The organism is Ruminococcoides sp. (assembly GCF_057037865.1).
This window is the reverse complement of sequence record NZ_DBLZMS010000013.1, coordinates 1-23,088: the sequence shown is the minus strand read 5'-3', so window position 1 is coordinate 23,088 and position 23,088 is coordinate 1. Positions and strand designations below refer to the sequence as shown.

Below are 23,088 nucleotides of genomic sequence, written 5' to 3'. Positions count from 1 at the left end.
AATAACAAAATAAACAAGGGCAACCGAGGTTGCCCTTGAATTATATCAGATAATTTAAACCACCGCTCCGAGACAGAGAATGTTTTGCAGGATTTTGTATTCTTCTTCAAAGTCGGAGAGGGGGAGAGGATTTTTGCCGAGTCCCATTTCTATGGTGAGGGCAGGTCGGCGGAATTTTTCGATGAACCAATCCTTAAAGCCGCCGCCTGTGGCAATCTCCTCGGGAAAGGCTATGTTGTAGCCGCTTGCCTGTGAGAATATTGACGCAAGCCGAAAGCTCAGAACGGGTGTGTGTCTGCCGAATGAGCAGTAAATTTCCCGTCCCTGACTGTGCAGAGCGATTGCCCGTTCAAAGTCAATATTACGGCAAAGTGTTGTAAGTGCCTTTGTTTCGGGTTCGCTTTCGGGATGATTGCCGCCGAATCTTGTCGGCGCCGGACACTTGATATTGTTCTTTAATTCAAGCTGTTTAAGTCTGCACCAACCCGCATTGAAGTTGTGATTTATGTCAACTCCACGGGCATTTGCCTGCCATTTATATGTATCGGTGCAGACCTTTTCGACAAGCGGTTTGTATTTGAATGCGGCGTCACTGCCATGCAAGGCAATTTCCGTGCCGTCGGGATTTACGCAAGGCACAATCGTAAGACCTCGAATGCTTAAAAAATTCCCGATTTTGCATCCGCCGACAGTTTTGTCGCTTTCCATTGCTTCACAACATTCTTCAAAAAATTTCAGCAGGGCAAGTATCGTGAGGTACTCCGAGCCGTGAAAACCGCCGCAGTAGAGTACACGATTCTTGGTGTTGCCGATGTGCAGAACATCAATACCTCTTCCGCACACACTTTTTCCGGCAAAGCAATGCTTGATGAACTTGTACCTGTCGCAGAGCTCGTTTATGATTTCTTTGCGTGTTTTGTAATCGGGAAAAACATTATAATCGGGCATAACAAAATCCTTTCCTTTCGATAATTCAATCTTTAAAACGGAGGCATAATTATGGAGCTTTTTGAAAAAACTCTTGACAGCAAGAAAATTTTTGACGGCAGAGTTCTGCATATAGTCCTTGACGAAGTGGAGCTTCCTGACGGTAAAAGGTCAAAGAGGGAGGTTGTCAATCATCCGGGCGGAGTATGTGTTGCCGCTCTTGATGAGGACAATAACCTTTCTTTTGTAAAGCAGTTTCGCTATCCGTACAAGGAGGTTGTGCTTGAGCTTCCTGCCGGCAAGCTTGAAAAGGGTTCTACTCCGCTTGAAAACGGAAAGCGTGAGCTTCTTGAAGAAACGGGACTTGAGGGTTACTCCTACATTTCTCTCGGTCAGGTCTATCCGTCTCCCGGATACACCTCGGAAATTATCCATCTTTATGCCTGTCGGGTAAAGTCACAGGGTGAGCAAAAGCTTGACGAGGGTGAGTTTTTGAATGTTGAAAAAATCTCCCTCAACAAAGCCGTTGAAATGGTGCTTAACAATATGATACCCGACTCCAAAACACAGATTGCCGTTTTAAAGACTGCCGCACTTTTGAAAAGCGGTAAAATTTAATTTAATCATAGGAAATATATATGCAGAATTTTACTGTTTCAGAACACGAAAAATTGAATACTGCCGTTGCTCTCGGATTTTTTGACGGACTTCACAAGGGACACCGAAGGGTTATTCTCTCGGCTGTTGAGCAGAAGAAAAACGGACTTTTGCCAGTGTGCTTTACATTTGCTCAAAGCCCGAAGGAGGTTCTCGGAAAATCTTCTAAGGGTGCGCTTATGACAACGGAAGATAAGCTGAAAACGCTTGAAAGCCTGGGTATTGAACATACCTTCAGTCCTGACTTTAAAAAGCTGATGAATATGTCTGCAAAGGACTTTGTTGAGAAAATTATTTTCGGCGACCTCAATGCAAAATTTGTTGTCTGCGGTTTTAACTATCGTTTCGGAAAAAACGGAGAAGGCGATACCGAGTTGCTCAAAAAGCTTTGTGACGAGAACGGTGCAAAGCTTAAAGTGATTGAGCCTGAGCGTGACGATGGCGATGTTGTGTCGTCAACACTTATCCGTCTGCTCGTAAGTGAGGGAAGTATTCGCCGTGCAAACAAGCTTTTGTGTTCATATTTTGGCTTTTCTGCCGTGATCACTCACGGAAAAAGACTTGGCAGAGAACTCGGTACTCCGACAATCAATCAGAAACTTCCCGAAAATCTTGCCGTGCCGAAATACGGCGTTTATGCGTCTGCCGTTACGCTTGAAAACGGAAAGGTCTATTGCGGTGTGACTAATATCGGTGTAAAGCCGACGGTCGGAGGAACAACGCTTTTGAGCGAAACATGGATGCCTGACTTTCACGGCGGTGAAATATACGGTCAGACAGCCGATGTCCGTCTGCTTGATTTCATTCGTCCCGAAAAGAAGTTTGACAATATCACCGAATTGAAAAATGCCATAACCGACAATGCAGTTACGGCAAAAGAAATTTTTGATGAGATGTATAGATACGGAGTCTGAAGTAAGCGTAGTATTTATCTATGGTTGACATCGCAATTTCAACTTGATACAATATGATACGAGAATACAAGGAAGTTTAAGGCGGTTAGTCACATCCGAACACAAACCGATGAAAGCATTGGCTAATATGTGCAAGGAGGTGACAAAGGTGGAATACATAATTTGTTTTACCTTGCTTGTTACAATAATAATTGTTGCAATAAAAAAATAACCGCCCAACAGCCTAGGAAACTTTAGGTGGTTATTTTTCATCTGAATTTTTTGGCTAACCGCTTTTAACGGTTTTCCTTGTATTCTTATTATATATTATGCAAAAAGCAATGTCAATATTCCATTTGAATTTTATATGGCTGAAAATATTGAGCGGTGACGGAACTTTCCGACACCGCTTTTTTTATTTGAATTCATCGTTAAGAATTTCATCAAGGTTATTGACCATTGCTGTGACGATTTCATATGAACCGCCGTCTGAGATTGACTTCATAAGAGCGTTTATGTTTTCTTCAAAATCCTTTGGCAAGAGGGTGCAATACTTTTTGCAGAGCTGAACCTGTCTTTTTTCACCGGGGTGTGTCTGGCGGTTGAGTGCGAAGATAACATCAAAATAGCTTTCGAGAAAAGCGGTGATTCTGTGATTGACACTGACGATATCGCCACGCTCCTGAGCCTTTTTAATCTGCCTGTCATATGACGGAAGCTTTCCGTTCAAAAGGTTGCGGTTGTTTTTGATAATCGCACTGCGGAGATTTTCCGGAAAATCAATCTGCGCCATATCTCTGAATTTTGTGAAAGTGCCTGTCTTGTCAAAAAGAACCTTGCTGTTCTTGATATTGTGCCAAAATGCGGTTGTATAGCCGTTAAAAGCCTTGCCGCCCTTGATTACCGTATCAATATACCGACCAAACCTGTCAACTTCACGGTAGATTATGTCAACGGGAATACCGTTATTCATAACCGTGTTGTCCTCGCTCTCCCAATAATGATTGCCAAATTCTGCAATCGAACAGTATTTTCCGAGGAGATTTTCTCTTGTTTCGGCTGTCGGAATTTCAGCGCAGTAAACATAAATATCGTAGTCCGAATTTTCATCACTTGCACCTGTTGAACGAGAACCGCCGAGTGCGACAGCCTCAACCGTATCAAGCGACTTGAGTGCAAGCAAAATTTCTTCAAAGTTTGCGTCCTTAACATTGTATTCCGCAAAATTCATAGTTTTGATCTCCTTTATTTTATGGTATCATATTCCTTTGTCGGATTAAGCAGTAACTTCTGCCGTTTCGGTTGGACTTGTCTTATCTTCAAGCACAACCCTTTTGCCTCTCCAACCGCCCTTTATCCAGCGGATAAACACAACGACGCCTCTGAAAATTTCATCGGCAGCCATGGCAATCCAAATTCCGGTAAGTCCCATTCCGAAATAAATTCCGAGCAGCCAGCCGAGTCCGACACTCAAAAGCCACATTGAAAAAATTGCGAGTGCAGTCGGGAATTTAACATCGCCGGCGGCTTTCATACTGTTGATTATAACAAGGTTTGTTGTTCTGCCGAATTCAAGAATAATCGCAATGAACATAACCGATGAACCGAGTGCGATAACTGCCTTATCGCCTGTGAAAAGTCCGAGTGTAAACGGCGAAATCAACCAGTTTACAATTGCAACCGAGATTGAAATTATCATACCGAAACGCAAAGTTTTCAGCACCCTGCGGTATGCAAAATCGTAATCGTGAGCGCCTACGCTGTGACCGACAATAATCTGTGTTGCATTTGCAGCGGCAAGAGCAATCATATATGTGAACATTGAAAGCATGTTGGCGTAGATTTTTGCGTTGATTGCAACGATACCCATTGTGTTGATGAATGCCTGTAAAAACAGCTGTGAACAGTCGTAGGAAATGTTCTCGCCTGCTGTCGGAATGCCGAGTTTAAGAAGGCTTTTGAGAACATCATACGGAAACGGACGAAGATATTTAAGGCTGAACTTGCCTTTGATAACCGTGTAGAAGTATATAACGGATGCAATTACCGCAATAACTCTGCTTCCGCATGTTGAAACAGCCGCACCCGACGCACCGAGTCCGAGAACCTGAAGCGGTCCGTAGAGCAAAAGAGCATTTCCGCAGATATTGATAATGTTCATTCCAAGACCGATAATCATACCGAAAACAGTTTTGCCATTGCTTGCAAAAATTGAGTTAAAAGCATTAATAAGCGCCTGAGTAAAGATTGTACCGCCGACTATTCGCATATACATATCCGATTCGTCAAGCATTGCCGCAGGCACCTGCATTGCCTCAAGCAGATTTCGACTGAATATGAATACAACAAAGCTGATTACAATACTCAGCACAAAGTTGAATGACAACGCAACCGTGTAAATCATATTCATCTTTTCTTTTTTACCTGCCCCAAGGTACTGGCTGACGATTATGCCCGTTGCGCTTGATATAATGTTAAAGGCAAGAGTCAGAAAACCGAGAACCTGGTTTGCGTTGCCGATTGCACCAACGGCGGTTTCGTTGTAGTTTGAGAGCATAATCGTGTCAACATAGCCGAGTGAGATGCCGAGCAACAGCTGTAAAAATATCGGCCACGCAAGCTTGATTACGCGCTGATTCATAACTGAATCGTTCGGATTTTTGAGTTTTGAAGAAGTAGCAGACATAATGTAATCTCCGTTGAATAAAATGATTAATATAAGTTTTTATGTTTTGAATGTTTTGAAAAAATAAATTCTATGTAAATTGTGCATTGCCGTTGTTCTGACTGCTTGACCGCCGTGTATTTGAGATGTATAATCTAATTGCGGATGGTTGCAATCTGTTGCAATCTTCAAACTAAGTTCAGATAACCGACGGTTGTTTTGGATAAAATCAGAAAAAATACAACGCAAATGCGAAAGGATAAATAGGTATGAATATATGCGTTTTTGGCTCATCAAGTGAGCAAATTGACAAAATCTATCTTGAATCTGCCGAGCATCTCGGCAAAAAGATTGCCGAAAAGGGCTACAACCTTGTTTTCGGTGCGGGAAAATACGGTGTTATGGGCGCATCTGCCCGAGGCGCATACAGCGCAGGTGGCCACACAATCGGAGTTACACCCGATTTTTTTATTGATGTGGGTGTTGTTTTTGACAAATGCTCCGAACTTATTGTAACAGATACAATGCGTGAACGCAAAGGTATTATGGAAGATAAAGCGGACGCTTTTGTAATTTGTGCCGGCGGTATGGGTACTTTTGAAGAATTTTTTGAGGTTCTCACACTAAAGCAGCTTAACAGACACACAAAGCCTATCATTATATATAATGTAAAAGGCTACTATAACTCAATGCTTGCAATGCTTGACAATGCCGTAAGTGAAAAGTTTATGACCAATGCATGTAACAGACTCTACACGATTGCCGATACCGAAGAAGAGGTTTTCAACCAGCTCGAGAATTATGTTCCGTTCACCTACAATAAATATGAGTTTCTCAAAAAGGACGGTGAGCAGAATGGCTGACCAATGCGAATTTTGTGCAAACTTTGTCAGTGATGACGAATTCGGTGATTATTGCAATATCAACCTTGACGAGGACGAAATGGCAAGGTTTTTAACCCGAAGCACAGACACCTGTCATTACTTTCAACTTTATGATGAGTACAAAATAGTGAGAAAACAAAATTAAATAATTTAAAACAGCAATATAACAAAATAAGTTACACGGTTGTAACTTTTGCCTCAAATTTAATTAAATGTCGTTTGTTATTATTGTAAACCTAAAATCCCCTTAATTAAAGGGGATTTTTTGTTTTTTTATATCATTTTAAAGGTTAGAATATGAATAAAAGACAAGCAGATTAAGTCCGTTAAAATATAATCGAAAAAGAAAAGTTTAGAGGAATGCACAAATGTAATGTGAAAATCTTGTGAATTCATCCAAAAAAAATGACAGAGGACAAATAAATATTGCAAAATGTGCGTTTGAGGTATAGAATATTATTATATTTTGTACAGCGGTGCGTCATTTTAGCACATTATTTTTATGAGGAGAGGGTTTTTATGGGACTTTTTAACAGGATTATTGATAAGATGGTCAGCGACAAAGTTCCATTTAAAAAGAGAAAAAGGCTGATTGTTTTTGTTGCAATCATAACCCTTCTTTCAATGACAACAGCAACGGTTGCGTGGTTCACGGTAAATACATTTGCAGGTGTGGACAAGCTTGACCTCAATATCAGCCTTGCCGCACAACTTAAAGTAAGTATGGAAAACCACGGAAAAGACCTTGAAAAATACGGCAAGGTAATCACAAATGAAATGATTGACGATTACCTTAAAAAGCATGGTTCAAGCCTTGAAGATACGGTGCTTGACCCTGTTACAACAAGAGAGGGTACAGAGTTCACCAATCAGCGTGGCACAGTCAGAGAGCCTAACAAGCACAGCTACCTTGAGTTTGAATGCTACTTCATCGCAACCGAGGAAATGTGGGTTCACCTCACAACCGAAAGCACAAAAGCAGGCGCTGATGACGGTACAAAGGTATCGACAGAATCAACCGGTGCAAAGGCTGATGTAGTAAATTGTGCGAGAGTTGATTTCACAGCCGAGGGAACAGGCAACGGCACAACAATTTATGAGCCGAACAGAAGCACTCCCGTAAACGGACAGACAACCTTTGATTTGCCGTCAGGTTCAATGGTTTACTCAAACAACACAAGACTTTTCCATCTTAATCAGCTCGAACCTGTTAAGGTAACAGTTCGTCTTTGGATTGAGGGTAACGACCCCGAGTGTGATGACGATGTTCAGGATGCACAGCTTTCTGTACAGCTTGGCTTTGTCGGATGCGATAAGGACAATAAACCAATATCATAATTAAACAAGATCCCGTAGGGGCGGTCATCGGCCGCCCGCCCTGGAGAAACTGTCATTCAACGCAGATTTCAGACAGGAGAAAAATTATGGGTTAATGAAATACGCACAATCCGACAGTTAAACGGATACAACTTTGAGGGGAGAGAAAAACTTGTTCGGAAAAAAGAAACCAAAAATTGAACAACCGATTACTCCCGAGGAGTTAAGTCGCTTAAATGATAAGAAAATGGCAGATGCCGAGATTGAACATTTTCATGTAAAAAATGATTCAATCGAGATTGTAAAATACAAAAAGCGCAGACGGCTTTTGAGTATTATCCTTTCGGTCTGCATAATCATTCTTCTTATTCTGTTCATTGTTTCAACGCTTGTAACGCAATGGGGCGACTTGATTATCAGCATTGATTCTCCTGCCGTAAAAAAAGGTATCGTGCTTAGCGAAGACGCTGACTTCAAAACTCAGTGTGCTTCACTTACTGCGAAGCAGGTTAAGGATGTTACAAACATTACATATGCATGGCTTCCTGTTGACCTTGACACAAGCAAGGACGGTGCGCACAACGGCAAAAACTATGTTGCTTATACATTCTATTGTAAAAATAACGGAGAGGTCGAGCTTGACTATGATGCAGTGCTTGAAATCACAGGTGCGGCTAAGTCGGCAGATGAAGCAACCCGAGTTATGATTTACAAAAACGGCAAGAGCTCAATTTACGGCAAAGGTCAGTACAAAGACAGAAGTAAAGCCGAAACCGATTGCACAAAGTTTGTAAGCGATAAGGAAGTTTATAAAACATCAACCGAAAAATTCAAGGTTGGCGATATTGATAAATACACAATCGTAATCTGGATTGAGGGTAACGACCCCGAATGTATCGACGATATCCGAAACGGTCATGTAAGAATGAGAATGCTGTTCTCGGTTCGTGACGATGAAGAATCCACAGCAAAGTAGCGGCGGTCAGTGACCGCCAATCGTCACAAGTGTAAACTTGGGACGACGAAAAACAACGGTTATGGTTTATAAAAAATGTTTTTTACGCAAACGAAACAGGCTTGAAAATTTTAATTATTCACAAGGCGGTGCATATTTCATAACGGTATGCGCAAAAGACCATAGGTGCTTGTTTGGCAGAGTAGATAGCGAATGTCTTGCATTTGATAATGACAAATCAGGGGTATTACTCAATGATGTCGGAAGGATCGTTGATAAAACGATTCACAGCATTGAGTCAGCTTATAAAGGTTTGGTTGAATTAGATAAATATGTTGTAATGCCAAATCATATACATTTTGTTTTGTTTTTGTCAGCGTCTGGTGTGGAAGATTCGATTTCTCCGTCAATATCGCAAATCGTAAGGCATTTAAAATCCATTGTCACCAAACAAGTCGGTTATTCGGTGTGGCAAAAATCGTATTATGACCACATCATACGGAATGAAAAAGATTATAAAGAAATTTGTAAATACATAGACAACAACCCACAAAAATGGGCATTGGACAAATATTTTTGTGAGTGGTGATTGTAGCGGCGGTCAGTGACCGCCAGTCGTCACAAGTGTAAACTTGGGACGAAACGAAAATGTTAATACTTGGTCGTTTCCGTCGGAAACGAATGGCGATCACTGATCGCCGCTACGGTATGACGAAATTATAAACTTGGTATTATGTGCCTCGGCACTGATATAGCAAAAAATCCCTATGGTGTTTTAGGGACAAAAAAATTATTTTATTTAGGAGGAATTTCTCTATGAAAACAACATCAAGAAAGAGATTGTTAATCTCTTCCGTAGCAATGCTCCTCGTAGCAATGCTCGCACTTGGTACAGCAACATTTGCTTGGTTCTCAACATCAACAACTGCCAAAGCTAACAACTTCAAAGTTAAGACAATTCAGGCAAGTAACCTTCTTATCAGAAAGGGTACAGACGGTACAAAAGATAGCACAGACTGGGCAACACAGATTGATTACGATAGTGACGGTGTTCCGACACTTGAGCCTGCATCAACTAAAGATTTTAATACATGGGTTAATGCATTAGCAGATACTTACAACTCTATTGGTACAAAACCAGATAGTATTAAAATCCTTAAAGATAATGAAATGAATGGCTATCGCGTAGAACGTCCGTTCCAGCTTTACTACAAGGCTGATGAAAATACAGATACTTTGGATGTAGACTGGTCGTTCACAATTAATCACGATCTTGATAGATATGAAGATTTTCTCCGTGTAGCTATTCTTGATAGCAGTAACAACCCAGTATTTGTTTGGGGTAAAGCAAAAGATGGCGATTCATATCAACTCAAAGAGAATAGTACAACTGAAGTTGAATTGTCAGGTGCAACAAATGTAACACAGACGGATAAAAAAGGTCAGCTGACCACTTTTAATGCTGGCGAGATCAAAGACTATAAATTTGTTGTTTGGTATGAAGGTACAGATCCTCAGTGTATTGATAGTAATGCAGTAACCCTTAACAACATTAGCTTTACGTTTGCAAAGAGAACAAAAGGCTAATAATAATTGATAGATAACAAAATTTATTGTTATTTCGCAAAAATCTAAATGCAATGGAGACCCCTTATGAAAAAAGTTGTAAAAAGAATAGTAAACATAATAATTGACATTATTGTGATTTTGATTCTGGCAGTGTCGGTTTTGATCGTTACATTGTCACTAACTTCCAAATCATCAGGGGTCCCCAATATTTTCGGCGTTGCGCCCCTCAGCGTTTTGTCAAGTTCAATGGAGGACACAATCAACATAGGTGATATGATCCTCTGCGAGGTTACAGATGATCCCTCGTATGAATATGAAAAAGGTGATATTGTTACATTCCCAATCACAGTCAACGGTGAGTCCGTTCTTAACACCCACCGAATTGTAGAGGTTATTAAGGATGACAACATTACCTACTACAGAACACAGGGTGACAACAAGAAAACCAACCCGGAGCCAGATAAGGATCTTCAAACCTCTTCAACTATTGTTGCCAAATACACAGGTACGAGGATTGGCGGCGTGGGTAACTTTTTAAGCTTTATCAGAACTCAGCTTGGATTTTTCCTCTGCGTTCTGCTTCCGATGATTATTTTCTTTGTTTATGAAGCGGTTCGTGTTGTTCTCAACCTGCTTGCCTACAATAAGGAAAAAACTCTTGAACAGGCAAAGCTTGCGGTTGATTCCGCCGAGCTTACCGAAGAACAGAAAAAGAGAGCTATTGAGGAATATCTTGCCTCCGTCGGAGAAAATCAGGACAAGGCGGAAAATGAGCCTGAGGTACAAACACCTGCTGACGGCAATAATTCCGCTGATAATTCCGATTAAGTTATGACAAATTTGTCCCTAACGCATTCATAGCGTTTATCGTAACGGTATATTTCTTTCTCAGTCTCAAAGCTGAGAAAGAAATACAGTTACATACTGTAGGGGCGGTCATTGGCCGCCCGCCTTGAAGAATCTGTCCTTTAAGACAGATTTCAGATAGGAATTTAGAAATGTGTTCTTACACAAAAGATGAGAGTAGATTTTTTTAAGGAGACGAAGTACCGTGGATACAGTATTTAAATTTCTTTTTGAATTTCTCGGTCAGTTTTTTGGCTCATTATGGTCAATAATCACCGGGTTATTTGGCGGAGTAGGCAATGCCTTTGATTTTTCCGCTTATGTAAACATTATTAATGCCTATACCACGGAGCTTGGCGGCCTCGCATGGGTAATTGCGATTATTGCCATTGTGCTTCTGGTAGCTGTGCTTGCACTTTGCGTATGGCTTATTGTCGTCGCTGTAAAAAAGTTTATTCGTTCGCACAGAAGAAGAAAAGATACAGATTCTCTTGTTAAAGAGGTTCAGGCACTCAACAAAGAGGTTATGAGACTTAACCTTGAAAAGGATAAGATTCTCTCTATGAAGGTTTCACAGATTGGTCTTAACCCCAACGAGATTTCAGAGCTTACAGGCGAAGAAATCGAGTCGCTCAACAACGGCGAAGAAGAGGACACAGGCGAAAGCCGTTTCTACAAACTTACGGAAATCGACCACCTTTGGGCAGATTATGTTCCGCCGGTTTATGACAACGATATCACACTTCCCGAGTTCTGTGAGCGTTTCAGACTCTTTGCTTGTTCACAGCTTGGTCTTTACTACGATATAAAGCTTATCAGACTTTTTGTTGCTGCGTTTGCATCTACCAGACTTATTATCCTTCAGGGTATTTCAGGTACAGGTAAAACTTCACTTGCTTACGCTTTTGGTAAGTTTGTAAACAATCCTTCAATCGTTGCTTCCGTTCAGCCGTCATGGCGCGACAGAACAGAGCTTTTCGGTTACTTCAACGAATTTACAAAGAAGTTCAACGAAACCGAGCTTCTCCGTGCAATGTATGAGGCATCGTATAACGAAAACATCTATGCGGTAATCCTCGATGAAATGAACATCGCTCGAGTTGAGTATTACTTTGCCGAGATGCTTTCAATTCTTGAAATGCCGTCAAGAGATGAGTGGGTTGTTGATATCATCCCGAACTCTTGGCCGTCTGACCCGAAGCATATCGTGAACGGTCAGCTCAAAATTCCGCCGAATATGTGGTACATCGGTACTGCGAATAACGATGACTCGACATTTGCTATCACAGATAAGGTTTATGACCGTGCTATGCCGATTAACATCGACACAAAGGGTGTTCCTTTTGACGCACCTCTCACAGACTCTGTATACATTTCATACAAACATTTTGAGTACATCCTCAATGCCGCTAAGGTTCAATTTGTTGTTTCGGAAGAGAACCTCAAAAAGATTGCCCTTCTGGATGATTATGTTATTGAGCATTTCCGCATAGCTTTTGGTAACCGTATTGTAAAACAGCTTCGTGACTTTGTTCCTGCTTATGTCGGAACAGGCGGTACAGAGCTTGACGGTCTTGACTATGTTCTTGCCCGCAAGGTATTTAGAAAATTTGAGTCACTCAATCTTTCATACATTCGTGATGAAATAGATGGCCTTTGTGCGTATATTGACGAGCTTTTCGGCGAAGAAAATATGACTGAGAGCAAGGATTATCTCCGTATGCTCAAGAAGCTTGTATAATTTTAGCAATTCAGGGCGAACTCTGTTCGCCCTTTGCTTGGTGAAAGGACTTTGTTCCTTTAGCGGTAAAACTATCTGATTGGAGAAAAATCAATGGCTGATTTTGGTAAATATTTCAGAGCATATATGTATATGCAGGACATTCTGAAAAATGATTTTACTTACAATTACATAACAGAAGGCCTTAAGGACGGCGATAAGGGCGAGGATAAGCTCGACGGTAAGACCAACGAAAAGGTAATTGATATGGAATGGGTTGTTGCCATTGAGGAAACACTTCCGTACATTCAGAAAGCAATAGACGAACAGCGCCGTTTTATTAAGCAGGTTGACAATGTTGTTAGAGTTGAGCTTGCAAAAAAAATTGGCCCCGAGTCTGTTAAGCACCTTTCGCAGCACACTAACTTTATTGCCAAGGTTGAGGGTGATATGGTAACGCCTAACAAAATCCTCACAATTGAGCGCGAAGAAAGCTTTGCTATTTATGAAAACCGTGTGCTTATGACACTGATTCGCAAAGCGCTTCATTTTGTTGACGATAAATATTCAAAAATGAAAGATGTGCCAAACGACAGCTATAATAAAATTTCTATGGTTCGCCACATTGATTTTAATGAGAAAAAAGTAGATTTTAATCTTAACTATATAAATGAATCTCACGAAACTCTTGCAGATGACCTTGATGTTCTTGATGTTTCTCAGCTTTCGGACTTTGACCGAATCAGAAGAATCAGAACAACCCTTAATGAGTTTTTAAACACTCAGTTGATTAAGGAAATCTCAAAAGAGCCTGAGGTTCGTCCTCCGCTCATGCAGACCAACCTTCTCAAAAAGAACCCCAACTTTAAAAGAGTGGTTGAGCTGTGGAACTTTCTCGACAGCTACAAGCGTAAAGGCTTTGAGGTTGTAAGCGAGGAATACAACGGCAAAATGACAGATACTGTTCAGCAGGATGTTTACTTTGCGATGGGATTCCAGCATTTTATGATGTCTATTGCTACAAACCCGGGACTTCGTTCAATCCTTAAGGAACAGTACGACGCTGAAAATGCACGAATTGCCGAGGAAGAATCAAAGCCGCAGAAGACCCGCGAGGCGGTTATGCAGGCACAGCTTGATGCTGTTCGTAAAGAGGAGATGGAAATCCGCCTTCGTGAAATCCGTGAACGCGAAAAGAAAATTCTTGACCTCACGAATGAAATCAAGAATTTAAAGGTTATAATTGATCAGAAAGAACAGCAGATTCTCACTCTCAGGGGCAGGGTTTCTGCTCTTGAAGACCAACTTGAAGAGGTTAAGAAAGAGCTTCAGCAGACAAAACTCAAGTTGATGGAGGCAGAAAAGAGAATTGCCGAGCTTGAGGAAGAAAATCAGCAGTTAAAAGATACTATTGAAGAGTTGAATAAAACGATTGATGAACTCAATCAGACTATTGACACACTCAATAAAAAAATAGTAGAATTAAATGACAGAATTCTCGTGCTTGTGCAGGAGAATGCTCGTTTGCAGACAAAGGTGAAAGAGCAGGAAACTGTTATCGCCGAGCAGAAGGCTCATATTGCAGAGCTTGAAACTCAGGTTGCTGAGCAGCTTGCAAAGATTACGGCTCTTACGGAAAACCTTGAAAAATGTCATGCGCAGATTGAAGAGGATAACCGCAGGATTACCGACCTAACCGAGAAAAATGAAAATCTTACGGAAACACTTCAGAATGAGCGTGTTCAGCATAAGGAAACAGTCAACAAAATGAATGCCGATTTTGCTGAAGAAAAACAGCAGATGAACGACGCTCATTCGGCAGAGGTTGAATCGCTTAACCATAAATTCAACGATGCAGAGGCTGAACATAACACTTATGTAGCAAAGCTGAATGCAGACTTTGCCGCAAGGGCAAATGAAACAGAGCAAAAGCATCTTAAAGAGCTTGCAGATAAAGAAGAAACTCACAAGAATGAACTTGCTGAAATTAAGGAAGCCAACCTTAAATCATCAGCCGCAAGCAATGCCGCTCACGCTTCTGAGCTTAAAAAGGCTTATAAGTCGGTTGACAAAAAGGTTGAGCTTGCAGAAAAAGCTTGTGAAAAGCGTATGAAAGCCAAGGTTGCCGAGGTTAAAAAAGAGGCTCAGGCTGAAATTCGCAAAGCCGAAAAGAAAGCAAGCGAAAAAATCAGCCTTGCTAAGGATGAAATTAAATCTGTCAAGGATACAGGCGATTTGTTCGTTCGTGACTACGGCTTCGGCAGTGTTGCAGTTGTTTCAAAATATGCCGAAGAGCTTGCAAAATTCGGCAAGCTTTCAATCGCAGACGAGCTTATAAACGCACAGAAAAGCGTAAGATCTCTTTGCATATGCAGAAGTAAAAAGGGTGTTGTGCTTGCAGGCTTTTCACAGAGCAGCGCAAGCGTATATAATGTTTATAAAAAGCAGGCAGATCTTACTGTTGCATTTAACGATTTGTGTTCAATGCTGAAAGGTATGAGCAATCTGCCGATTGTAATTACATTCTCCGGTGTTGACAGACCGTTTGTGATGAATTTTGAAAACATTGTAAGAGATGCAACCAAAAGAAAAACAACTGTTTTCCATAACAAAACTCTGAAAGCAAACGGATTTGTTTCAGTTTACTTTGGTAAAGAATAAGGGGCAAAAATGAAAAACTCTACTGCGCCCAACAGAAAAACGGGCAGAATGATTGCTAAAAATTTAATAGTTCTGTTCACTGTTGCACTTGCCGGCTTTTGCGGCATTCAGGCGTGGTTTACGGATAAGCGTTCAGCCGAAGCCAACGGTATAGAGGTTGAGTGTCAGGCACCTGACGGTATTGAAATTGCTGTTGTTGGGCACGGTGCCCCTGCTCCTGCCAATGATAAATATACAGTGGGTAATATTACGCTTAATAAAACTAATTGCAAATTTCTTGAGAACCTTCAGTTGACCGAAATAACCGGTGACGGCACATTTTTTAGAAAACCGGCTTTGATTCAATCAGGCGGTCAAGCCCATGTTGATACAAAAGCAGAGTGGAGTGAGCCTACTGCAAATGAGCATTATTTGTCATTTGACCTTTACATTCGTTCAAAATCGCAGTATAATATAGCGATAGGCAAAAAATCAACAATAAAACCGGATGCTCCTCAACTCACAAGTCAAGACGGTACGGGCATTAAAAATAAAAGCAAGTACGGTAATTTTTCAAGAGATTCCGTAGTTGGTGCAGTAAGATTTTCGGTTGTTGACTATAAATCCGCTCCTCCTTTAAAAAAGCTCCTGTGGTTGCCGGCTCCGAATATCTTGTTGGAGCAGACGACTGACGAGTACACTTTGTCAGACGATATGCCAAGCGGAGAATCGTACAGTCATGTATACTATGACACGAATAGAGTACAACACACAGTCAGCAGTACTGATGTTGATAAGGCGTTTGTTGTGAATAATGATGGTTTTGACGGCGGAAAATTTACCTATGAGCTTGGTCAAAACCAAAACATTGCACAACTTAAAAAGTCCTCAGATACCGATACCGATCCATACTACGGCGACTACGGCGCTATGGTAACCTGTAATATGTGGATTGAGGGCGAAGACGCAGAGGCAAGACTTGCCCTTGTAAACGGAAAATTTAAGGTTAATCTTGTATTGACAAAAGAGACAAAATAAAGTTGATTTTAAAGTAGGAAAGGAGAATTTTTGATGAAGTTGAAAGATAAGTTTTGTAACTTTCTCAACGGTTTAGTTGACTCAAGACTGAATAACACAAAAAAGGTCACGACTTCATATGTTGCTCTTTTTCTTGTTTTAAGTATTTTCGCAGTATCTACCTTTTCATGGTTCACAATAAGAGATACGGCAACTATTGATTCAGATCCCTTTTCTCTTGAATCTGCTGCCGGAATGAGAGTTAATAAGGGTGAAGAAATAAGAAATACAATCACCGTAAAGGACGCAAAGCTGAAAGAAGCATCAAGTGTTGACGGTCGTAATATGTTTTTTCCTGTAGATCGCGGATACGGCGTTGAAGGACAAAGCGTTGACACAAGCGAAATGAAATTTCGTGAAGGCACAGTAGGAGATAAAAATAACGGATACATATACAGCGATTTTACCCTTACCGGTCAAACAGGCGGTCAGGTTGAGGTATATGTAAAAAGTTACAAAGTTGAGGTAACAAATAAATATACAAAAAAGACAGAAGTTTATGACGGTGCAACACATATTACTGTTGACGGCAACAAAAAGCCATCGACATATCTGGCATATCAGAATCCTTGTCCAATAAGGATTGCATTCATCAGAAACAGTGCTGAGGCTTCGACCGTTATTGATCCCACTGCAATTATTGACAGCTATGCTGACGAATGTCAGGCAGTAAGTTCTGTTAATTCGCTCGGCTCGGCAACAACCACTAAAGCAAAGGGCAGGTCATTTTCCGACTACTATTTCGGTACAGGTGCTCCTCTTTTTACTCTCGACGGTCTTAAATCCCAAAACATAACCATGGTTGCATGGCTTGAGGCAACCGGAGAGAACTGTGACGCTTACGAGGGTCAGAATGTGTCAATTACAGTTGAGCTTGAAAGTAACTGGAAAGATATGGAATATGTTACTTTCGTTGACAAAACAAAAGGTGATGCTGACAATGACGAAAATACGGAACTCATGTGGGTTGGCAATGCCGGATGTTTCCTTGTTATGACCTATTATGACGAAAACTTTCAAAATCCAAAGTCAGTAGTAATGAGTGCGTCAAAGACTAAGGTTAATGCTGAGGGAAAACCACAACCTATTGAATGGATAGCTTATCTGCCAAAGGATAAAATAACAAACATATCTTTTATGCGATATAGTAAAGTAAAAGAGAAAATTAAGCTTGACGGAACTAATGAGGTTGAGGTAGGCAGAATATATAATGTATGGCATACAACAGCTGAAGTAAATGATTGGATTAAAGCAAATAATAGTGGCAAAGGTGAAAAAGCGTTTAATTGGTCACATCAAATAAATAAAGAACACGGTCTTCAGACATACCGCACAGATGACGGAACTGAAAAAGGAAATAAAGAAAATACCTATTATGCCGTACACGGTAACGGTTACGGCGATACCCCTACTGTTGCTGAAAATGTTGCCCCGTGTATCGGATATTGGGGTACAAAGTATCCCAACAGTTCAGGCGGCAGTGTTGAACCGACTACAACCGAACAACAGCCGACAACCGGAGATGCATATGCAGAGGCGGATATCGTAATTGATAACAAATTATGGTTTAATGATTATAATTGGTATAACGGCGGCGGAGGTCTGAGAAATCTGCTTAGTCAGAATGTTTTTGTACTAAAAGCCGTATTTAGCGATACACACGGTAATGAAACCGCTTATGCAATGAAACCGGAGAGCAGCGGAGATAAGTGTAAACTAAATAGGACAAGTGTTAAAGCCGGTTCGAAGCTTGTAAGATTTGATTTGTATATTTCTGATACAGATACAAAAAAATGCGGATATGATGTGCCTGATAACATTCAGCATACATTTGTAGTGCGTGAAGGTGGCAGTTCTTATAACATATCCTATGAATTGGTAAATGAAGGATCTGGCAAAATCATAAAAGTAGGCAATTGGGAAAATTAATTGATTAACACATTAAGGAGGTGTCACGATGAGAGAAAGACTTGCTCTTTTAAGGGAGTATTTGAAAAACAGACTTGCATTTTGCAAGAATAAAAAAACAAGAAAAGGTTTTATACTCACTATGGTGGCACTTGTTGAAGTACTTGCCATATCGGTTGTGTCCGTTTCGGCTTGGGTTGAAACTATTTCAACAATCACAATTAAAGCTGAGGGCGCAAAAATTGACAACTATGTTTATACTAATGCCGATATTGGCAGTGGTAATGGTTATTCAGGCAAAACCATTGACTTGACTAAATATTTCCGTGCTGCGGGTGGAGTGCATCTTGCTTCGGCTTCAAGTGCTGACGGTGAAAATATATTTTTCCCGATAAAGAAATCGGATGTTTCTGATTTTGGTGCTAATTCTTACAGATGTGCGGATGTAAACGATAAGAATGTTAATTATATTGACTTTTCATTTAATGTAAAGGTGGATAAAACCTTTAACGCGAATCATGCAGAGTTTTACCTTGAACAAGTACCTAAGATAACTATAGGTGGTGCAGATGTTTCAGGAAACCTTGTAAGAATGGCAATTACAGATACCGATACTCAAAATACGGTTGTATGCGGTTCTGAGGCAAGTAATAAAAATGTTGTCAGTAAAGCAGAGGGCAATCAAACTCCTGAGACTGTTCGTGCTTTTAGCGATTTTGTTGTTAATCCTGAATCTGAACCAACCGAGTTGTTTAGGGTTGATAAAGGAAGCAGTAAAACAATAAATATTAAAGTGTGGCTTCAGGATGATAAGGCGACTACTGAATATGCCGGTAAAACTGTTTCAATATCTGGTGTTAATATTGTAACTCAGAACAAAAAAGGCAATAAAGTGTATTTTGTTGACCGTACCGTAAATGAAGATATAAAAAATTGGACAAAGGGTGTAACATTTCAGCAGGGTGACAAAACTCCTGTAACGATGAAGTTTAATGAGAATTCGCATACATATTCCTGTGAATACACACCCGCCGCTGGCGATACAATAGTTAAGTTCACCTCGGGAAGTGTCACTTGGTCTACTGATATGAAGTCGCTCAATTCAGGCGACAGTATGTACTACACCGCCTATGGCAATCATAATAGCAGTAATGCCGGATACGGTACATGGGGCGAAGTGATTGAAATCAGTGTTTCAAGCAAAACCGCAGATGTACTCCCTGCTACTGGCAATGTTTCAAGTGTATATATGGTTCCGGATAAAAATGACTCTTACAGTAAAGTTAGAATGCCATTTACTAATGACAGGAATAAATGGGTCGGTTATATTGCAAAGGAAAAGGCAGACAAAATGACTTTTTCTTTTACAAATAACAATAAAAAATATGAAATTCCTGCTCCTAACAGAGGCAATTCAACGCATTTTGTTGTTACTTCTGCTACAACAGGTTATTGGGACCCACCTGCTACTATTACTGTTACTGCAGGCAAGAATGATGCAGGAGATCCTAAAGTTAGTTATGATAGTTTGAAAAGTACTACAATTTCTGTAACCCCCGGTACAAAGGTTAAGCTAGAAGCAAATCCTAAAACAGGTTTCGTATTGAAAAACTGGGTAATCAGCGGTACAAGTACCGTGGCAGACGGCATTGGCAGCGACGGTTCTTTTACCCCGACAGCTTCAGGTAACTATAACTTTACAGCCGTTTATGTTGAGTCGTTGACATTTGAGGCTTATGTCAGAACATATGACGGTGCAAGCCTTTCTGAAAACACAAATGGCGGCTCAGTTGAAATTAAGTGTGGAAACCAAAACTCGACTGTAGATTCCAACGATGGAACACACATTACACTCAATGCTGTTAAGGGCAGCACAGTTACATATTACGCAAAAGCTAAAGACGGATATGTTTTTGACGGCTGGTACACAGATGCAGACTGTAAGACCGGCTTGGAGAATTCAAGTGATAAATATGAATTGGCTAATGTTGAGACCTCCAAGAAGTTGTATGCGAAATTCAAAGTTGATACTTATACTGTAGAAGCATACGCTCAGCACGGTAACAATGTTCCTTCCGGTGATGCCGGTAAGGTATCTTTTGACAATAATAATGAAAAATATGCATCGAAAGTAACAACAACGGTAAAGCGTAACGGAGAAGTAATTTTTTATGCTAAGCCTGAAAGCGGCTATGCTTTTATCGGTTGGTATAAGAGTGAAACTGCACCAGAACCGACGATAGCGGTTAAAGATTGTTTCTTAGATAAGGGCGTCTATTCTAAAAAGATGACGATACAATATTCTGACATAAAGACATATGCATTGTATGCAAGATTTAAAGCTTTGTATACGGTAGAAGCCAAAGCGATGTACAACAACGAAAATGTTGTTAAAGCCGGTACTGTACAGGTTGACAACGAAAAAGCCGGTAATATTTCATCTAAACCTGTTATGGAAGGCGAAAATGTAACAGTTAAGGCAAGTGCCAATAACGGTTACAAGTTTGCCGGTTGGTATACGGACGAGGCTTGTAAAAAACCGTATTTCAAGGAAAACAACAATGTTTCACCTATAACCTTAAATAAAGTTAGCAAGGGAATCACTCTGTATGCTAAGTTTGTGAGCGATTCAACTACAATCTATTTTTATAACTCTAATGATAAATGGACGAATGTCTATGCGTATATGTGGGGCGATGGTAACAATAATAATAAGGGCAGTGACACTACATTCGGAAAGCCTATGAGGCATTTAGGCGGAAAAGTATGGGAATACTCATATTCTTCATCTGAGAGTTGGAAAAATGTTATTTTTTCAAATGGTAGCACTGGCACTGATAATCAATCCAGAGATATAACTTTACAACAAGACAAAAAATATTTTAAGAATGATGACTGGCAGCCAAGCAGTGATATTAAGCATACAGTTACTGTTTCAAATGTAGAGAATGCTGATATTACTGTTACCACAGGTTCTAATACGATAGCAGAGGGCGGTTCATGTGAGGTTTATGACGGTACAAGTCTTACTCTTAATGCTACAAGTATTGCAGGCGGTAATTATTGTAACTTTATTGTAACTAAACCGTCAGGTGAATCAAAAACACTTGAAGGTAATCCTTCAACCTATCTTGTCGATGGTTCAGACATAACTGTAAGTGCAACATTTTCTTCATCCTCATCTGTCAAGACATTCTATTTTGAAAATACTCTTAATTGGAGCAAATTTTATATATATTATAGTGACAATTCTGTAAACTGGCCCGGTAAACAATTAACGACTATAGTTGGATCTCATAACGAACATAATATTTATTCTGTTGATTTGGATACTTCAAAAATTAAATTTGTCGTATTAAGCAACGGAGGTTCTGGAGAAAATCAAACAGTTGATATTGAATTGAATCAATTCGGAAGTAATAACGCTTGCTGGATTTCTAATGAAAGTAATAGTAATAGCGATCAAAGGAAAAAAGTAGGCGGATACTACACCTTTACTCCTTAGCAACTGACTTAAACTATTAGTATTAGCACTTAAGATTTTGAATGTGAGTGTGTAAGGGTTAATGATTTTGGTTTAATTTATTAAAACGGAGGTGAAACCATGAAGAAATCTAAATTTACACTTGTTATTGTACTCGGACTTGTACTGTGTTTGTTGTGTGGAACAACTACGACTTTTTCGTGGTTTAATCGTCCTGATGTGCAAAAGGGCGACTCCCTCTCTTGGCGCGGAGATTACAATGTGACCAACGGAGAAGATATTACTGCTGTTACTTATGATGCTTCAAAACCTGACGGCAGTGAGTATAGTGCTGTTCCGTTTGATTTTAAAACTACGACAACTGTTCCCGCCCATGAAACAAAATATTTCTGTACAGAGGTAAAGAACACGGGAACGGCTTCGCAGTCAATTTCTTTGTTCCTTAATAATTCGGATACTAACACCCTTTCTGTCGGCGTGAACAGCCCCCTCAGAACCTACAGGAGATTTACCTCCGATTCACAAACAACATCTTATGTTACCAAGACACCGAGTAATGTGAATAAGAAGAATTTGTATATAGCTACTAATGTTCCTGACCCTACGAAGTACACTATGCACACTTGGAAGAATGTAGATACCGATCCTACTGATAAAGAACTTAGCGGATACATTGAAGGTAAGTCTGTTAATTATGATAATGTAGATTATAAAATATCATATGTTACAATTTCTACGGAACACGACCACGCGAAGCTTTGGCTTGGTATTGGTGATTCTAAAAAGTGGTTCGGTAATGATTTAGTAATTACAGCTCAGAATAATACTTATGTTTTTAAAGAAAATGAATCTACAGCTATGAAACAGTCAGATCCGTCTGCCGGAATTTCAAGTTTTTATTCTAGAGCAGAAGCTGTAGTAGGTGAGACATTTGACTTAAGCGCAAAGGCACAGGGTACGGTGACTTACACATCGTCAAACATTGGTGTCGCAACAATTGATAATAACGGTAAGGTTATTGCCAATAAGGCAGGCAAGACTACTGTTACTGTTACATCTACGGGTGCGTACGGTGATAAAATAACGGCAAAATGTGAGCTTACCGTAAGCAAAGAACCGGTTAAAAGCTCGTATATTCCGATTGTTACGAATATGAAGATTGAAGGCACCACCGACAGCGATCCTGTTGTTACAAAGGTGTATTGGTATATCAAAAACGATACAGCATCCGACGCTGAATATTCACTTGGCGATCTGCAAATTTCACTTTAAAATTTTAGATTTTTAAATTTACAAAAGGGTTGTTTTTACAGCCCTTTTTTATTATAATTTATAATCGGTAGCAGAGAATAAAATCCGCCCGCAAGCAAGGGTAGAAAAAATATATAGTGTTTGCAACAAAATCCGATAAATGTTGCAAAGTTGTTGTTATTCTGTAGGGGCGTTCATCGTGTCAAGTGCAACATGGTAACCACCTGTGCAAGGACATGGTATACAAATTCACAATCTTGAAATCTTGCGGTGAATACGCTTGCCGGATGACGAG

General features: G+C 40.2%; 18 protein-coding genes. 15 read left to right on the top strand and 3 right to left on the bottom strand.

Annotation, left to right across the window (positions count from 1 at the left end; translation table 11 throughout):
- Positions 1–54: 54 nt before the first annotated feature.
- The gene (locus AC2HW8_RS09865) at positions 55–948 is read right to left on the bottom strand and encodes a M14 family metallopeptidase (protein WP_046433215.1); all 894 of its coding nucleotides are present in this window, start codon (positions 946–948) and stop codon (positions 55–57) included.
- Between the two features lie 51 nt (positions 949–999).
- On the opposite strand from AC2HW8_RS09865, the gene AC2HW8_RS09860 reads away from it, so the two are divergent.
- Both AC2HW8_RS09860 and AC2HW8_RS09855 read left to right on the top strand, forming a co-directional pair.
- Positions 1,000–1,545: an NUDIX domain-containing protein gene (locus tag AC2HW8_RS09860; protein WP_117519250.1), complete on the top strand. Its 546-nt coding sequence runs from the start codon at positions 1,000–1,002 to the stop codon at positions 1,543–1,545.
- Positions 1,546–1,565: 20 nt separating this feature from the next.
- Positions 1,566–2,498, top strand: coding sequence for a bifunctional riboflavin kinase/FAD synthetase (locus tag AC2HW8_RS09855; protein WP_484327507.1), 933 nt, complete (start codon positions 1,566–1,568; stop codon positions 2,496–2,498).
- Between the two features lie 394 nt (positions 2,499–2,892).
- On the opposite strand, the gene AC2HW8_RS09850 is transcribed toward AC2HW8_RS09855, so the two are convergent.
- Both AC2HW8_RS09850 and AC2HW8_RS09845 read right to left on the bottom strand, forming a co-directional pair.
- Entirely contained in the window at positions 2,893–3,708 is an 816-nt protein-coding gene (locus AC2HW8_RS09850) for a DUF4037 domain-containing protein (RefSeq protein ID WP_484327506.1), read from the bottom strand.
- 45 nt (positions 3,709–3,753) lie between these two features.
- Entirely contained in the window at positions 3,754–5,163 is a 1,410-nt protein-coding gene (locus AC2HW8_RS09845; RefSeq protein WP_309372749.1) for an MATE family efflux transporter, read from the bottom strand.
- Between the two features lie 248 nt (positions 5,164–5,411).
- Between AC2HW8_RS09845 and AC2HW8_RS09840 the strand changes: the two genes are divergently transcribed.
- From AC2HW8_RS09840 to AC2HW8_RS09780, 13 genes are all read left to right on the top strand, one after another.
- Positions 5,412–6,005: an LOG family protein gene (locus AC2HW8_RS09840; protein WP_117913217.1), complete on the top strand. Its 594-nt coding sequence runs from the start codon at positions 5,412–5,414 to the stop codon at positions 6,003–6,005.
- Positions 5,998–6,171 carry a DUF6472 family protein gene (locus tag AC2HW8_RS09835; protein WP_015522940.1) on the top strand — a complete coding sequence of 58 codons (174 nt, stop codon included), beginning with the start codon at positions 5,998–6,000 and terminating at the stop codon, positions 6,169–6,171. Before AC2HW8_RS09840 ends, AC2HW8_RS09835 begins: the two co-directional genes overlap by 8 nt.
- 374 nt (positions 6,172–6,545) lie before the next feature.
- Positions 6,546–7,364 (top strand): hypothetical protein, encoded by an 819-nt coding sequence (locus AC2HW8_RS09830; RefSeq protein ID WP_046433203.1) that lies wholly within the window; start codon positions 6,546–6,548, stop codon positions 7,362–7,364.
- Positions 7,365–7,515: 151 nt separating this feature from the next.
- Positions 7,516–8,319 carry a hypothetical protein gene (locus AC2HW8_RS09825; RefSeq protein ID WP_117951923.1) on the top strand — a complete coding sequence of 268 codons (804 nt, stop codon included), beginning with the start codon at positions 7,516–7,518 and terminating at the stop codon, positions 8,317–8,319.
- Between the two features lie 61 nt (positions 8,320–8,380).
- The gene (locus AC2HW8_RS09820; protein WP_117951920.1) at positions 8,381–8,887 is read left to right on the top strand and encodes a transposase; all 507 of its coding nucleotides are present in this window, start codon (positions 8,381–8,383) and stop codon (positions 8,885–8,887) included.
- A gap of 227 nt (positions 8,888–9,114) precedes the next feature.
- Complete coding sequence (locus AC2HW8_RS09815) at positions 9,115–9,885, top strand: hypothetical protein (RefSeq protein ID WP_313709928.1); 771 nt, start codon at positions 9,115–9,117, stop codon at positions 9,883–9,885.
- Positions 9,886–9,951: 66 nt separating this feature from the next.
- A complete protein-coding gene (locus AC2HW8_RS09810) occupies positions 9,952–10,695 on the top strand; it encodes a signal peptidase I (protein WP_215639011.1) in 744 nt (247 codons plus the stop codon).
- A gap of 223 nt (positions 10,696–10,918) precedes the next feature.
- On the top strand, positions 10,919–12,454 hold the full coding sequence (locus tag AC2HW8_RS09805; RefSeq protein WP_117951911.1) for a hypothetical protein: 1,536 nt from the start codon (positions 10,919–10,921) through the stop codon (positions 12,452–12,454).
- Between the two features lie 93 nt (positions 12,455–12,547).
- Entirely contained in the window at positions 12,548–15,094 is a 2,547-nt protein-coding gene (locus AC2HW8_RS09800; protein WP_484327505.1) for a hypothetical protein, read from the top strand.
- Between the two features lie 9 nt (positions 15,095–15,103).
- Positions 15,104–16,111 (top strand): hypothetical protein, encoded by a 1,008-nt coding sequence (locus AC2HW8_RS09795; protein WP_484327504.1) that lies wholly within the window; start codon positions 15,104–15,106, stop codon positions 16,109–16,111.
- Positions 16,112–16,144: 33 nt separating this feature from the next.
- Positions 16,145–18,079 (top strand): hypothetical protein, encoded by a 1,935-nt coding sequence (locus AC2HW8_RS09790; protein WP_484327503.1) that lies wholly within the window; start codon positions 16,145–16,147, stop codon positions 18,077–18,079.
- 61 nt (positions 18,080–18,140) lie between these two features.
- Positions 18,141–21,563, top strand: coding sequence for an InlB B-repeat-containing protein (locus AC2HW8_RS09785; protein ID WP_484327502.1), 3,423 nt, complete (start codon positions 18,141–18,143; stop codon positions 21,561–21,563).
- Between the two features lie 99 nt (positions 21,564–21,662).
- A complete protein-coding gene (locus AC2HW8_RS09780; RefSeq protein ID WP_484327501.1) occupies positions 21,663–22,814 on the top strand; it encodes an Ig-like domain-containing protein in 1,152 nt (383 codons plus the stop codon).
- The last annotated feature ends 274 nt before the right edge of the window (positions 22,815–23,088 follow it).

Bases quoted from the DNA above. Each gene is read 5' to 3' on its own strand.
- AC2HW8_RS09865 (WP_046433215.1), bottom strand. From the start codon at position 948: ATGCCCGATTATAATGTTTTTCCCGATTACAAAACACGCAAAGAAATC.
- AC2HW8_RS09860 (WP_117519250.1), top strand. From the start codon at position 1,000: ATGGAGCTTTTTGAAAAAACTCTTGACAGCAAGAAAATTTTTGACGGC.
- AC2HW8_RS09855 (WP_484327507.1), top strand. From the start codon at position 1,566: ATGCAGAATTTTACTGTTTCAGAACACGAAAAATTGAATACTGCCGTT.
- AC2HW8_RS09850 (WP_484327506.1), bottom strand. From the start codon at position 3,708: ATGAATTTTGCGGAATACAATGTTAAGGACGCAAACTTTGAAGAAATT.
- AC2HW8_RS09845 (WP_309372749.1), bottom strand. From the start codon at position 5,163: ATGTCTGCTACTTCTTCAAAACTCAAAAATCCGAACGATTCAGTTATG.
- AC2HW8_RS09840 (WP_117913217.1), top strand. From the start codon at position 5,412: ATGAATATATGCGTTTTTGGCTCATCAAGTGAGCAAATTGACAAAATC.
- AC2HW8_RS09835 (WP_015522940.1), top strand. From the start codon at position 5,998: ATGGCTGACCAATGCGAATTTTGTGCAAACTTTGTCAGTGATGACGAA.
- AC2HW8_RS09830 (WP_046433203.1), top strand. From the start codon at position 6,546: ATGGGACTTTTTAACAGGATTATTGATAAGATGGTCAGCGACAAAGTT.
- AC2HW8_RS09820 (WP_117951920.1), top strand. From the start codon at position 8,381: ATGGTTTATAAAAAATGTTTTTTACGCAAACGAAACAGGCTTGAAAAT.
- AC2HW8_RS09815 (WP_313709928.1), top strand. From the start codon at position 9,115: ATGAAAACAACATCAAGAAAGAGATTGTTAATCTCTTCCGTAGCAATG.
- AC2HW8_RS09810 (WP_215639011.1), top strand. From the start codon at position 9,952: ATGAAAAAAGTTGTAAAAAGAATAGTAAACATAATAATTGACATTATT.
- AC2HW8_RS09800 (WP_484327505.1), top strand. From the start codon at position 12,548: ATGGCTGATTTTGGTAAATATTTCAGAGCATATATGTATATGCAGGAC.
- AC2HW8_RS09795 (WP_484327504.1), top strand. From the start codon at position 15,104: ATGAAAAACTCTACTGCGCCCAACAGAAAAACGGGCAGAATGATTGCT.
- AC2HW8_RS09790 (WP_484327503.1), top strand. From the start codon at position 16,145: ATGAAGTTGAAAGATAAGTTTTGTAACTTTCTCAACGGTTTAGTTGAC.
- AC2HW8_RS09780 (WP_484327501.1), top strand. From the start codon at position 21,663: ATGAAGAAATCTAAATTTACACTTGTTATTGTACTCGGACTTGTACTG.